This window comes from Streptomyces sp. NPDC002994, assembly GCF_040611155.1.
Lineage (GTDB): Bacteria > Actinomycetota > Actinomycetes > Streptomycetales > Streptomycetaceae > Streptomyces.
Genome location: NZ_JBEXNQ010000036.1, coordinates 26947 through 40070 on the forward strand (window position 1 = coordinate 26947; position 13124 = coordinate 40070).

Here is a 13124-nt window from a genome sequence, read left to right on the forward strand (position 1 = left end):
GCACGGGGCCAGAGCGGGCGTGGCAGGTGGCGTCAGGAACGCGCATCGTGAGGCAGGGGCCGGGCCGGCAGTCTGGCCGGGTGGCGTCAGTGAGCGGGGCCAGAGACGATGCCGAGGTTCATCAGGCGGTAGGTCATGGCCATCTCGCTCAGCTGGAAACGTTTGGCCAGGACCCGCACAAGATCGTCCGTCGTGCGGAAGCTGATGTGCTGTGCCGCCCGGCGGACCATGTCCTCCGGGGCCAGCAGCGCCGCGGCGAATCGGTTGGCGTCGATTTCCTCGCGGTCCGTGGCCATGCTAGAGACCGCGTTGCGGTAGTTCACGCGTGCGTCGGTGTCCAGGATCAGCGGGCGGCCTTCATGTAGGCGCAGGTGTCCCAGTTCGTGCGCCACCGTGAAGCGTTGCCGTTCGAAGGAGTGCGCCTGATTTACGCCGATGACGCAGGCTCCGTCTTTGCGCAGGAGCATGCCGGAGACGTCGTCGTCCAGGTGCTGCGGGACGACCAGGACACCGAGGTGTTCTGCCAGGCCGAAGGGGTCGACCGGTGGCGCGTCGATCCGGAGTTCTCGCAGCAGCCCGCGGGCCGCCAGGTCAGCCTTCGCCACGGACGCCCCTCCTCTTCGAAGCCTGCGCCCACACCGCGGCGACATCGGCGGCGTGACGCGCGGCAAGTCCAGACGCTTCGTCAAGGTGGAGCGATGGAAGCAGGTCGGCAGGTTCCGCGTTGACCGCTGCGGCGATCAGGGCAAGCCGATAAAGGGGCGGGGTCTGGGTTCCGGACTCGATGTTCGTGATCGAACCGCGCGTCAGCCCCGCCTGCCGCCCTACGTACTCCTGTGTCATCCCAGCACGCATCCGCGCCTCACGGATCAGCCGGGCAACGGTCTCGTTGAACTCCCGCTCTTCCATATATCCCCCAAGCGCTGCCAGTCTCCCTGACAACCTAGTTCCCTGCTCTGCACCCGACCAGCCCTGGGCGGTGACACGCTGACCGGACCGGTCTGCTTCGCCAGAGGGCAGGGTTCACCGGCGCACGGCAGGATGCCGCCACTCGGCGGACGCCGCTTTCTGCCTCGCTTCACGTCCCGCAACCGCTGAGCCGGCCCTGGCGAAGACGGCGGAGCGTGGTGAAACGTCACAGACCATCGCCCACGAGCGGCAAAGTCCGCTTCGACGCCACTCGCGGATCGAAGCTCCTGCTCCTGCTCCTGCTCCTGCTCCCAAGGGCCGTAGCCGCAAAGTGCGCGGAGGCGTGACCGGGCCTCCTGACCTCAAGGCAAAAGTACGGCGCCCGGTCTCAGCCGAAACGGCAGTAGGCACGGCCGGTTCCTTCATCGCATCCCACTGACCGATGACTGTTCTTTGCCAGTTCGTCAGGTTGCTGGGCGGCCTTGCCCCGGGTCCGGCTGCGCTGAATCGACTATGGCGGGCCAAGGGCATTGCCAAAAGCGGATCATCTGGTGGGCCGAGCGCCCCTACGTAATGCAGCACTCACCGATCCCATCCTCCGCCCGCTCTGGTGACCCTGGCCCGGCCAGCAGAAGGTCTTTCGTATGAGGATCGCTGCGCCCGGCCCCACGCCTCTTCGTAATGGGGCGACAGCCTGCAGGTGCTAGAGAAATCCTTACCGTATGGCATGGGAAATCAGGCAGATGATCAGTGACCAGGAGTACGTGGCGAGGATTCGTCGCCATCGGCCAAGTGCACTCATGCCGCTCATCGCGCAGACTTCGGCGACATACAGCCTAGGCGCATACAAGAACAGCAGGAGCACCCTCAAGTACACGCCTTGGGCGCTGGCCGACGCTGCCCGCGTATCCCTGGCGTGCGGCAACGAGTTCCGAAAGGACGCGTCTGAGAAGGATCTGGACAGAATCCTGGAGCTGTACACGCAACTGGATGACCACTTCGTCCGGGATGATGCCGATGCGGACTCCCTAGAGCAGTTCTTGCTGCGCGCGTCCGGTGAGCAACTGACCTTGCAGGAGTCGCCCTACCAGAACCTGGCCCGCACTGCGGCCGTAATGACACAAACCAGCAAAATTAACGCATCCCGGTGCCTGCATCCCGGCTGGGACGACGATATGTTCGGAACGAGTCTGTCGAACTACGTCGGGATCACACAGCTCCTATGGGGGTCTGCAATCAAGCATGGCGGCAGGTTCGACCCTGCCTGGCTGGACACACCCGGCATGGCCCCGGTACTCGATGTCATCCCAGCCGCAACCTTCACCACCGTCACCAAGACTCACTTCCTAACCGACGCCAGCACATTCATGAAAGAGAACGCGGCAGCCCGACTGACGTCTGATCCGCTGCGGCGGCGGTTCGAGTTCAACCCCCTGCGCAGCAAGCCCTTCCTGCGTGGGTTCGGGCCGGGGTACCTGGCTCCAGTGTCGGATCTCATCCCGGACAAGGGCAGCCTGATCGGCATCTATTACACCGGCGTTGCCCGCCACGGCAGCGCATTCGCTCAAGATCTTGGCGATTTGTTCGAGGCATACGTTGGCCGGCAGCTCGCCTTGTGGCCGCAGGCCGAGGTCGTCCCCGAGATCACGTATGGCAGGGGTAATCAACGCAGCGTCGATTGGATCGTCATCACGGATGAGCTCGTGCTGCTGGTAGAGGTGAAGTCCGTTCGGCCGACCCAGCATCTGCGCCTGGCCACCGACAAGCGTGTCGAGGAAGCCCGCCGGATGCTCGGCCGGGCCTACGAGCAGATCGACAACACCGCCGCCCTCATCGCGAGGCGGCAAAAGGAGTTCACATCAATTCCTGCCGACCGTCCCATCCAGGGATTGATCGTTACCATGGAGCCGTTCCACATCGCAAACGCCCCCTTCCAACGTGCCCGGCAGCCCAACGCGGCCGTCCCGGTGTCCGTGTGCAGCGCTGGCGACCTGGAGAACCTGGTCACCATCACCGACGCCCCCGTCGGCCGCCTCCTGGTCGATCGTGTCAAAGATCCGCAGCGCTCCACCTACGCGTTGCGCGAAGCCTTCGCAGGACACGCGCGCACCCGGAACCTCGTGCTGGATGAAGGCTGGAGCAGCTACCCCTGGCGCCGTTCAGCAGACCAGTCTTCTCCTTAAAGCGGATTACAGAAAGCCGCGAAGTCAACGGCACCCTCGTCCCGGTCCGTGACTGCTGCTCGACGGCGAGCCCTGCTGCTTCCTGCGGGGAACGCCGCTGCGACGGCTCCAGCCGGGCCGCCACCGCCTCGACCGAGATGCCGAGCGTGGCCGCCACACGCTGCTGCGGCATCCCCGAACTGTAAAGGCGTACCACCTGGGTACGCAGCGCCTTCTCGTACGGCTCCCCCGACCGGTTGCGCTGCCGCTGCCGCGCCGCTGCCGCCGCATCCCGCCGCTCCTCCACCGGCACGTGACGCTGCACGGTGGCCTTCGACACCCTCAACTCCTTAGCCACCACTGCGATGCTCGCACCCTCGCGATACCGGCGTCAGATCACCGCCGACAGCACCTTCACGTCCCTCATCACTCCGCCTGCTCCCTGCTGCTCCTCCAGGTCAACGCCCCCAGCGGAAGATGCGTCGATGTCCGGGCGCACCGCCTCGGCCTTCGGCAGGACCAGGAAAGCGGCCTGCGGCCGCCTGGACCGCCACAAGCATCTGGACTACCGGCCTTTGCGGCTCCTTCCCGGCCTCGTCGGCGGACTTGAGCACCGCTTCCCCCGGAACCGCCTGCCTCACGGCCATATAGATCGGTCGAGTCAGCCGTCCACGAACCGGCTCTATGGAGCATGCGGTTTCCCTGACCATCACGGTACCGTCAGCACTCATGCGGAACGGCCGAAAAGGCTTTTCCCCCCCGGCCCCGCCGAGTACGGCCCACAAAACAACACACTCTGGCCTGTCATGACTCTCAACTTCGGCGGCGCGGCAGGGCGGTCTGTCACGGCGTGCGGCGCTCGGGGAGCAGACCCAGTTCACGTGCGGCAGCGAGGTCCTCGTACGCCGTGGTCCGTTCGACATGAGTACTGGGGCAGACGAGTGTCTCGATCACTTGCCGCATGGACCGGTCGGAAGGCGCATCACAGACGATCTGCGCAGTCTCCTCAATGCGGGGCAGGTAGGTGCGCCGCCAGTTGGGCCTCGTGCGACGCCGCAGCTCCTTCACGAGGGCGATCTGGGGACCGGGCATGGCATCGCAGAGCTTTCGAAGGGGCAACCCCCACCTATGAGCGGTCCATTCCCAGCCCTCTTCGGTGCTGCTGAAAGGGCCGTAGGGAATCATGGACAGAGCAAGTGGCAGGGCGAGCTTGCGAGCGGAAGCGCGGATCCGGTCCTTCTCTTGGTCCGAAGGCGTGCCGCTGATCGTGGTGGCGTTCTCTTGCTCGACGAATCCTCCGTCTTCGACCTGGAGTGCGATACACATGTCCACGCCGGTGGCGTGGCAGCTCAGCCAGATGCGGAGCGGGGCGGGAAGAGATGGCCGGCCACCTGTACCGGGCGGTCCTTGAACCAGACCTCGTCTCCGTCGTGAAGGCTGGAAGGCTGGACGATCAGACCTTCTGTCCAGTAGCGGTTCACTCGGCACCCCCGCCACGGTTGTTGCGGAGCGCGCCGATCAGCAGCAGGCCGAGGGTTGTCGTTCCGGCGAACGCTACGGCGGCATCCCGGAGTGCCTTTGTGGCCGGTTCGGAGTCGGCCTGGGCAAGGATCACGGCTACGGCAACTGCGAGCAGTCCGATCAGGATCGCCACCAGTACGCGGTAGTGAGTAGGTTGCACGGCTCCACTCTCGGGGCATCGATCCCGGCAATCCAGCGTTCCTCGGTCCGCAGAACACGAGACGGAAAAGCGGACAACCTCTGACCTGCAAAGATGATCCTCCGGCGTTGCACCTGCACGGGCGTCTCGGGAGCTGCCGTGCAGGCCGCGGGGCTCGTAGGGGTGCGGTGGAGCGGCGTACAGGACCGCCGCCCCTTCCACGGCTGGCGCCAGTCCCCCAGCATCCCCCGAGTGGGGCCCGACGCCCTCCGGTTGACGGTCCGAAGCGTGCAGGTGAGCGTAAGGGCCTTCTCGGTGCTGCCACGCTCGGCGGCGATCTCGCCGTCGGAATGCTTCCTCGTCTCGGCGCGTGTGATGCATCGGTCTCGATGACGGCAGGGCGTACTCGGCCTGGCCCGGCGCCCCCGCCGACCGGCGCGCCGATGAACTCGCAGCGGTCAACTGGTCGGTGTCCTTAACCTCGCACAGGGGCGGACCACCACGCGGTGAATCTTGGCCGCCTGACGCAGGTGCCGCCGACGTCTGCCTCTGAGCATCGACGGGCCCCTGCTCTACGTCACCGGTCGTTTCGGTCGCGGCCGAGCAACAGGGCCAGGACCATGCGGGCCTCCTTACGGCGCTGGGCGGACGGGTCGAGAACCGCCATCAGGGCGACGGTGGCAACTGTCAGGCCGTAAGTGGCGATGACGGTGGCGGTGATGGGCTCGTTGATCAGTTCGATCAGGGTGAGCACGGTTGGTCTCCTCACGAGTCTGCCCCGCCGTTCGTGGCGGGGTGTGGTGAGGTGATTCGGCCTCGTCCGGGGAGTTTCCGGCGACGTGCGCTCGCGCCATCGGTGAGCGTCTACGCTGCTCAGGGCCCGCATGACAGGTTTTCCGGCAGTGTGCGTCCGGATGAGGTGGTGGTGGATGGAGGGGCGGACGGCGGTCCAGGAGTTCGCGGGCGTGCTTGGTGCTCTCCACCTGAAGGCGGGCAAGCCGACTCTCGATGCGCTGGTCCGTGCTGGGCGGCAGCAGGTTCCGGCTGTTTCGCTGAGCACGTCTTCGCTGGGTGACTGGCTGAAGGGAGGAAGCGTTCCTTCGAACCGGGCAGCCGTGGGGTTCCTCTTCGGACACCTCACGGCACTGGCCCGCAGGAGAGGTGAGCCGGTTCCCGACGTCTCGTGGACCAAGCTGTGGGAGGAGGCCCGCGCGGAGAAGCGGGCTTTGCGCGGCGGGCGTCCGCCTCGCCCCCGTGTGGTGACAGCCGAGTCCCTGGCCGCCCCTGCGGGACGGGGAACGCTCGTTTCGGCTCTTCAGGCTGCCGACGCGTGCAGCGAGTGGGAAGTACACCCCTCGGCAGTGGCGGCTTCCAACAGAGGAGGAGCACTGCCGTTGTACGTGCGCAGGGCGCACGACGCCGCGGTGCGGCAGGTAGTGGCGCAGGCTGGGGCCGGGTCAAGCGGGATGGTGGTTCTAGTCGGGAGTTCGTCGTCCGGCAAGACCCGGGCATGCTGGGAGGCGGTGCAGGAGCTTCCGGCAGGGTGGCGGTTGTGGCACCCGCTCGACCCGACTCCTGCCAAGGCGCTGGCCGACGCCCTGGAAGAAGGTGTTGCGCCGCGCACTGCGATCTGGCTCAACGAGCTCCAGCGGTACGTCGGGGAAAGCGCCGGCGAGGAAGCGGAGCGGGTGGCAGCGGGGCTGCGCGCGCTGCTTCAGGATCCAGAGCGTGGTCCTGTCCTTGTCCTGGCGACCGTCTGGCCGGAGTACTGGACCGCGATGGCCGACCGTCCCTTCATGGGTGCTGACCGCTATCCGCAGGCGCGTGAGCTGCTTGCGGGCCGGGCCGTCCACGTGCCTTCTTCCTTCGACCAGGCCGTAAGCGACGACATACGTGCGGTCGGTGCCCACGATCCGCGGCTGGCTGAGGCGATGGAGCGGGCGGCGGACGGCCAGATCACGCAGTATCTGGCCGGTGCTCCTGCTTTGACCGACCGGTATCGCACGGCTCCGCCTGGTGCGGCCGCGCTGGTCCGGGCCGCCATGGACCTCTCCCGCCTCGGTGGGGTGTCGCGGATACCGCCGGGTTTCCTGGAGGCAGCCGCGGACGGGTACCTGAGCGACAGCGAGTACGACGCTCTGGGCGAGGACTGGTTCGAGCAGGCCCTTACCTACGCGCTTACGCCGTTCCGCGGCGTGCGGGGCATGCTCAGCCCGGTCCGCACCCGCCCTGGCGCCTCCGACAGCACACCCCGGTTCCTGCTGGCCGACTATCTGGACCAGACGGGTCGCAAGGAGCGCCGGTACGCCGCTCCCCCGGCATCGTTCTGGCAGGCGGCACGCCGGCATCTGGTCGATCCCCAGGCACTGATGTCGCTGGCCACGGCTGCTGAAGCACGATGGCGTGATCAGGAGGCGGCGCTGCTCTATCAGCAGGTCCTCGACAGCGGTGACACGCATTCCGCTCTGAGCCTGGAGTGGCTGTGGAAGGAGCGCGGTCGAACCGAGGAAGCTACGCGAGTCCGCCGGCAGGCAGCCCTCGCAGGCCATGTGCCGGCTCTTGAGGAACACTTGCGGGAGTTGGTGGACGCAGCGGACCTGGCAGGGGCTGAGCAGGTGCTGCGAGAGGCAGCGGACAAGGGTGTGTCGGCCGCTCAGCTCATCCTGGCCAGGGCGTTGGCGGAAGACGACCAGCTTGACGAGGCTGCCCGCTGGTATGACGAGGTGGCCCGATGCGGTGATACCGAGGTGCTGCACGCGTATGCAAGTGACCTTCGGTCCAGCGGTGACCTTGACCGCGCCCGCCACATTTTGCAAGCGGCAGGAGACCGCAAAGCTGCACGCGAACTCGCCTTTCTCGCGGCCGAGTCCGGTTCCGCGGAGGAAGCCGAGAAGGCTGCCATGGAGGCATTCGCGTACGGTGAGACGCGGCCTCTGCACCTGCTCGCCCAGAAGGCAGCCACCGAGGCGCGGTCCGCGGACGGAGTCCGGTACTACCGTCATGCCGTGACCGTCATGGAACGCCGGCGCCAGCTCCGTTCCACGCAGAGCGGTCTCATCGATCTCCTGGCCGGTCCAAGGCCGCTGACGGACTTCATCAACCCCAGCAAGCTGCCGATGCCTTCGGGCGAGACGTGGGCTCTGCGTGAACTGGTGGTCCTCCTGGACGAGGTTGAGGGGCAGCAGGCAGGCGACGAGGCGCTGCGCAGCGCCGCTGATGGCGAAAACCGGTGGGCCCTGGAGATGCTCATCCGCCGCCTGCACGAGCGGGGAGCAGGGCAGGACGGTGAGGCGCTGGTCATGGAAAAGGCGGCCGAGGGCGAGCTGTGGGCTCTGTGGACACTGGCCCACCGTGTCCGCCATGATGCGACCGCCGACAGGGCCCAGGCGCAGGCCCTGCTGAAGAGCGCGGCTGCCGCGGGCATCGCGCAGGCGTATGCGGCCATGGTCGAGGACGCGGAGAACGCCGGCCTTACGGAAGAAGCCGACCAGTGGGCCCTGCGTGCCGCAGCCGGCAACTACACACAGCCGCTGTGGAACCTGATCAGAGGACGGGAGAAGACCGGCAGCTTCGAGAAAGCCGAACAGCTGGCCTGGCGCGCGGCTGCTTCCCTCGGGACCTCGGTCGTGCGGCAGCTGGCAGCGAAGCGCAGCGACGAGGCGGCGCTGCCACTGCTGTGGCGCGCCCACGAAGCGGGCATGCCCTGGGCTCCCGGCATGCTCGCCATGCGTCTGGAAGCCGCCGGAGAACACACGCAGGCCGAATTCCTCGCCCGGATCGCCGCTGACACAGGCGACAGAGGGCCTCTTGAGGTTTTGGCCGAGAAACGGGCATGTGACGATCCCGGCGGCAGCTGGAGGGCACTGCTGGCCAACGGCCTGACAGCGCAGGGAACAGCCGCACCCCCCTGGTGAGATGAGAGGACCGGCAGCCGCGGGTTCGTGCACGCCGCCAGCCTGCCGCGCCTCGCTGTGGACCTCTTCGGTGAGAACTTCAGCGTCGCGGTTGAGTTCGGCCGACTGCTCGGGTCAGTCGGCTGGCATCGGGGTGGCCCCGGCCAGAAAGACACGAGGCTGGAAGACCAGACGCCACTGGCCTGGCATCGGCTCGGGACATGGACGGGCCCGGGCGTTCTTCCTGACCCATCGCAGCTCGGCGCTGACGCGCTCCCAGCAACTGCTTGAGGCGCCAGAAGCAGCGTTCGACGACGTTGCGGGCCTTGCAGCCTTGGATGTCGAAAGTGGGTGGCCGTCCGCCGACGGAACCGCGCCGCTTCCGGTTGGCGATCTGGTCGGCGCGTTCGGGGATGACGGCCCGGATACCCCGCCCGCGCAGTCCGGTGCGGCTCGCGCGGCTGGGAGCGAGTGCCACTGAGCGGTGACCAGATATCTGTGCGGGCGATCCGGTGCGGTTGCGATAATGAGGAACGAACAGCAGATGCGGCCGTGGGAGCAGCAGACGCACCCGGCCCGCCTGACAGGAACATGCGATCCGGGGGACCGTGCCGAAGAAACGCAACGCTGCCCAGCGCATTGGGGCGATCGGAGAGGACCGGTTCCGGCTCTCCTGCCAGGAGAACTTCATCATCCCCAACAAGGTCGAACACGACTTCGGGTTCGACTTCCTGTGCCAGCCGGACATGGCCGCGGGTTTCGGCCAGACTGGACCGGTATCCGGAGTTTTCGTCGGCTTCAGCGTCCGCGCGACGGATCGGGACGACGGGCGGATCAGGCTGAACCGGGCGGATGCCGAGTGCCTGCTAGCAGCCCAGTTCCCGACCGGTCTCGCCCTGGTGAAGCTGAACGGGCCGAAGTCCGCGGCCGTCTATTTCCGGATGATGGACGCCGCCTTCATCGTGGAGCTGTCCCATTTTCTGGCGTCTGCCAAAAAAGCTAAGCACTTCACCCCCAAGGACATGCGACCCGTGGCGGAGATCCGGGACGCGATCGGGGAGGTCAGCGCCCCCGGCTACCTTGAGCAGGTGCGTGCCGACGCTGCCCGGAAGATCGCCGAACCGATCACCGGACCAGTCCAGATCCAGATCCACCGCGATGCCGATAGCCAGGCAACCCTCATCACATCCTTGGACCTGTACGCATGGTTCGAGCAAGGAACACCCGCTGAGCAGGAGGCGCTCTACCTGGCCACCTTCGGTGAACCGGTGCGACGTGACCAGAGGATGCGCAAACTCGCGCTGAGTGGAAAGGCCATGGGGGGCCTGGCGCACCTGCCCCAGCCGTATGTGCTGGCCGGTTTCGTCATGGACCATCCCACCAGGGTGTGCGTCCAGACTACTCCTGCCTCCGCGGAACTACCGGTGCTGCGTACTGCTAACGAGCACCACTTCGGTTATGTCTACCCTGCAGGCTTCGCCCTGACCGTTTCAGCCCGGGTCGAGAAGGACGGTCAGCACGTGCACCTGATGCGGGCGCTCGCCGACCCGGACAGCGACGCTCGCCTTGCTGACCATCCAGTCCTGCTTGATTTCCTCACCACCTGCCGCCCCGAGTCGGTCTTCCGTTTCGACAACGGCGACGGACTGACTCTCGATGTGACGTACTTCGACAGCTTGGGCGATCTGGCCCAGTGCGCGGCGTCCTACCGCGACGCCCAGAGCCTGGACGACTGGGACGCGGTGCCTGTCATGGTCAAAGACATAGCCAGTCCAGAATCCCGAAACTCCCTGATGTTCCTCGGCGCGGCAGCCGACCTGCAGACCCAGCCGATCCCCCGGGGACTCCTCCTGGCGGCGCGGGAGGTGGAGGAGAAGGACTGTGACACCGCGTCCGGGACCATTCACGTCCCGGTTGTCTGCAACCTGGCCGACTCCACCCTCGTCGTCTGGTTCTCCGGCCACGGATCCGTGCTGTTCCATGATGGTGATCTGTGCGGATTCAAGGTGCCCGCCTTCCGAGTGGACAACATCCAGGTGCTTCCCCGGGTGCCAAGCCGCTCCCTGTTCCCCCGAGTGCTGCTCGGGCCGCGGACGCTGATCTGGGACGAAGGACGGTGGCAGGAGAGCGACGCCGACACCGGGCTTTGGTCAGACGACGTTCGCCTTCGTTTCCAACTGGACTAGGTTCTGAGTGTTCAGACGTAGTGCCGGGGCCGGGCCGGGAGGGGACGCAGTGGGTACAGACGAGGAGAGTGCCTTCTTCTCTGCTTTGCGGCGGCTCGGCGCGATACATGGCAACTACCTCTCCCAGCGCGTGAGCCTCCGGGCTCTTTCTCGGGGTGCCGGGCGTGCGGCGACCACGATCGGGGCATGGCTGGACGGCAGCCGGTTTCCTCAGCAGGTAGATTCGCTGGTCAAGGTGGTGGAGCAGTTACGTGCTGCGGCTTCTGCCGAGCGGTTCGAGTTGGCTGTCTGTGAAGCGCATCTCTTCGATCCATCGTGGTGGCGCCGGCAGCACGAGATGGTTGCCCGTCACCGGGCTGAGTCGGTTCGGATCGGAGTGCAGCGTTCTCAGGCGAAGGCCACGCTTGGTGAACATCGGGCAGGGCAAGCGGTAGGTCGTCCTCTCTCGGAGTTGGACCCGTTCGATCTGGAAGTCCACCACAGCATCGATTACCCCTCCACCTGGCTGCCCGATGACTACACCTTTGCCTACGCCCATTTCGAAGAGGTCGGCGCCGGTACAGAGAGGGCGGCATCCTTGCCTGCTCTCACTCGGTACATCCCCCGGGCGCACTATGAGCGTCTGCGTGAGCTGGTCGACCGCGCCAAGGAGGGGTACAGCGGGATAGCGATGCTGGTGGGCAGCTCGTCCTGCGGCAAGACGCGCGCGTGCTGGGAAGCCGTTCAGATGCTGGGGGACGGCTGGCGGCTGTGGCACCCCTTCGACCCCACACGTCCTGAGGCCGCACTGGCCGACATCCAGAAGGTCGGTCCGAGAACGGTGGTGTGGCTGAATGAGGCACAGCACTACCTGATGCCCTCAACTGGCGCGCTGGGCGAACGTGTTGTCGCTGGCATGAGGGCGCTGTTGCAGGATGAGGCGCGTCGCCCTGTCCTGATCCTGGGCACCATGTGGCCCGAGTACTGGGACACGCTCACTGCACTACCTCGCGTGCAGTCGCCCGACGTGCACGAGCAGGCCAGAAAGCTCTTGGCAGGCACCAACATCCCGGTGGCCTCGTCCTTCTCCCCGGCTGAACTGGAGGCTGCCCAGCGTGACGGGTTTCATGATCCCCGGTTGTTCTACGCCGCTCTGCGCGCCGCAGACGGCCAGGTGACTCAGTACCTGGCGGGTGGCCCGTCCTTGCTGGAGCGGTTCCGCAACGCTCCTCCCGTAGCACGAGCCGTACTGCGCGCAGCTATAGATGCCCGCAGGATGGGCAACGGCCTGGCCATTCCTGAGCCTCTCCTGAGGGAAGCCGCTCCGGGATACCTCACCGACCAGGAGTGGGATCAGAGCAGTGATGACTGGTTCGAAGAGGCGATGGCATACGGCGCGCGGCCCTGTCATGGGGCACGCGGGGCACTGACCCGGATCAAGCCCCGGCCGGGGCAGCAGGCTTCCGCTACTGCGCACTACCGGCTCGCCGACTACCTCGAACAGCACGGCCGCGCAGCTTATAGCCGGACGGACCCTCCAGGCACGTCATGGGAAGCAGCCCTTCAACACGCAAAAAACGAGGATCTTTTCACCTTCGCCCGCTCAGCCCGCAGGCAAACGAACGTGGACCATCTGGCGTTTGCTCTGAAGGCAGCCAGGGCCGGCGACCACGCGGCAGCTTGGGATGCTGCCGAGACACTGAACAGCTCAGAAGACTTCGAAGAAGCCCTTGAGATGTATCAGGCTGCGGCAGCGAACCGTGCCTACGTCTTCGCCCGAAGGAAGGCAGCCGAACTGTTGCAGCGCCTGGGGCGCTTCGGCGAGGCACTCGCCGAATACCGGGAAGCCGCCCTGCAAGGCCACCTCCCCTCCGTTTACACCACCGTGGACATACTGCTTGAGCGTGATCAACCCCAGGCAGCCGACTGGATCAAGCAACTGGTGGAGAATACGGATCTCGACATCCTCGATCTTGCGATTCCCCTCCTGCAGGGCATGGATGAGGGTGCCGCCATCGACATCATCGGTTGGCTGAAGGAGCTGGCTGATCGTGGACGCCCCGGAGCTCTGGGCCGTGCGACCGACTTGATGCAGCAGGCAGGCCAGATCGAAGAGGCTGTGACCTGGCTCAGAAATCTGGCCAGAAAGAACTATCTGGGAGCTGAACTCCTGCTGGCCGAGGTCCTGGAAGAGGACGGCCGGATCGAGGAAGCCACCCAGTGGTACCGGCAGGCAGCCAAGTCCGGCTATCCCGGCGCCCGCAGTGCGCTCAGGCGACTCACGCCCACTTCACGCGTTTCTGGATGAGCTGCTAGAGCGGGGATCTTCGCGGTG

General features: G+C 66.2%; 10 protein-coding genes and 1 pseudogene. 4 read left to right on the forward strand and 7 right to left on the reverse strand.

Annotated features, from left to right (window positions below; all coding sequences use genetic code 11):
- Window positions 1-86 precede the first annotated feature (86 nt).
- Complete coding sequence (locus tag ABZX79_RS33570; RefSeq protein WP_355266371.1) at window positions 87-605, reverse strand: ImmA/IrrE family metallo-endopeptidase; 519 nt, start codon at window positions 603-605, stop codon at window positions 87-89.
- Window positions 592-909: a helix-turn-helix transcriptional regulator gene (locus ABZX79_RS33575; RefSeq protein ID WP_355266374.1), complete on the reverse strand. Its 318-nt coding sequence runs from the start codon at window positions 907-909 to the stop codon at window positions 592-594. The genes ABZX79_RS33570 and ABZX79_RS33575 overlap by 14 nt, the downstream gene beginning before the upstream one ends.
- Window positions 910-1631: 722 nt before the next feature.
- Here ABZX79_RS33575 and ABZX79_RS33580 point away from each other — a divergent pair.
- A complete protein-coding gene (locus ABZX79_RS33580; protein WP_355266377.1) occupies window positions 1632-3092 on the forward strand; it encodes a hypothetical protein in 1461 nt (486 codons plus the stop codon).
- A 370-nt stretch (window positions 3093-3462) separates the two neighbouring features.
- Here ABZX79_RS33580 and ABZX79_RS33585 read toward each other — a convergent pair whose 3' ends face one another.
- The 4 genes from ABZX79_RS33585 to ABZX79_RS33600 form a co-directional block, all read right to left on the reverse strand.
- Entirely contained in the window at window positions 3463-3627 is a 165-nt protein-coding gene (locus ABZX79_RS33585) for a hypothetical protein (RefSeq protein ID WP_355266380.1), read from the reverse strand.
- 287 nt (window positions 3628-3914) lie between these two features.
- Window positions 3915-4397 carry a hypothetical protein gene (locus ABZX79_RS33590; protein ID WP_355266383.1) on the reverse strand — a complete coding sequence of 161 codons (483 nt, stop codon included), beginning with the start codon at window positions 4395-4397 and terminating at the stop codon, window positions 3915-3917.
- A 151-nt stretch (window positions 4398-4548) separates the two neighbouring features.
- Entirely contained in the window at window positions 4549-4752 is a 204-nt protein-coding gene (locus ABZX79_RS33595) for a hypothetical protein (protein WP_355266386.1), read from the reverse strand.
- A 556-nt stretch (window positions 4753-5308) separates the two neighbouring features.
- Window positions 5309-5485 carry a hypothetical protein gene (locus ABZX79_RS33600; protein WP_355266389.1) on the reverse strand — a complete coding sequence of 59 codons (177 nt, stop codon included), beginning with the start codon at window positions 5483-5485 and terminating at the stop codon, window positions 5309-5311.
- Window positions 5486-5660: 175 nt separating this feature from the next.
- Between ABZX79_RS33600 and ABZX79_RS33605 the strand changes: the two genes are divergently transcribed.
- Window positions 5661-8645 (forward strand): AAA family ATPase, encoded by a 2985-nt coding sequence (locus ABZX79_RS33605; protein ID WP_355266392.1) that lies wholly within the window; start codon window positions 5661-5663, stop codon window positions 8643-8645.
- Between the two features lie 262 nt (window positions 8646-8907).
- Here ABZX79_RS33605 and ABZX79_RS33610 read toward each other — a convergent pair.
- Window positions 8908-9087, reverse strand: a pseudogene (locus ABZX79_RS33610) (IS5/IS1182 family transposase); the annotation flags it as partial.
- 145 nt (window positions 9088-9232) lie between these two features.
- Here ABZX79_RS33610 and ABZX79_RS33615 point away from each other — a divergent pair.
- On the forward strand, window positions 9233-10810 hold the full coding sequence (locus ABZX79_RS33615) for a hypothetical protein (RefSeq protein ID WP_355266395.1): 1578 nt from the start codon (window positions 9233-9235) through the stop codon (window positions 10808-10810).
- 49 nt (window positions 10811-10859) lie between these two features.
- Window positions 10860-13097 carry a hypothetical protein gene (locus ABZX79_RS33620; RefSeq protein ID WP_355266398.1) on the forward strand — a complete coding sequence of 746 codons (2238 nt, stop codon included), beginning with the start codon at window positions 10860-10862 and terminating at the stop codon, window positions 13095-13097.
- The last annotated feature ends 27 nt before the right edge of the window (window positions 13098-13124 follow it).

Bases quoted from the DNA above. Each gene is read 5' to 3' on its own strand.
- ABZX79_RS33575 (WP_355266374.1), bottom strand. From the start codon at position 909: ATGGAAGAGCGGGAGTTCAACGAGACCGTTGCCCGGCTGATCCGTGAG.
- ABZX79_RS33590 (WP_355266383.1), bottom strand. From the start codon at position 4,397: ATGTGTATCGCACTCCAGGTCGAAGACGGAGGATTCGTCGAGCAAGAG.
- ABZX79_RS33580 (WP_355266377.1), top strand. From the start codon at position 1,632: ATGGCATGGGAAATCAGGCAGATGATCAGTGACCAGGAGTACGTGGCG.
- ABZX79_RS33605 (WP_355266392.1), top strand. From the start codon at position 5,661: ATGGAGGGGCGGACGGCGGTCCAGGAGTTCGCGGGCGTGCTTGGTGCT.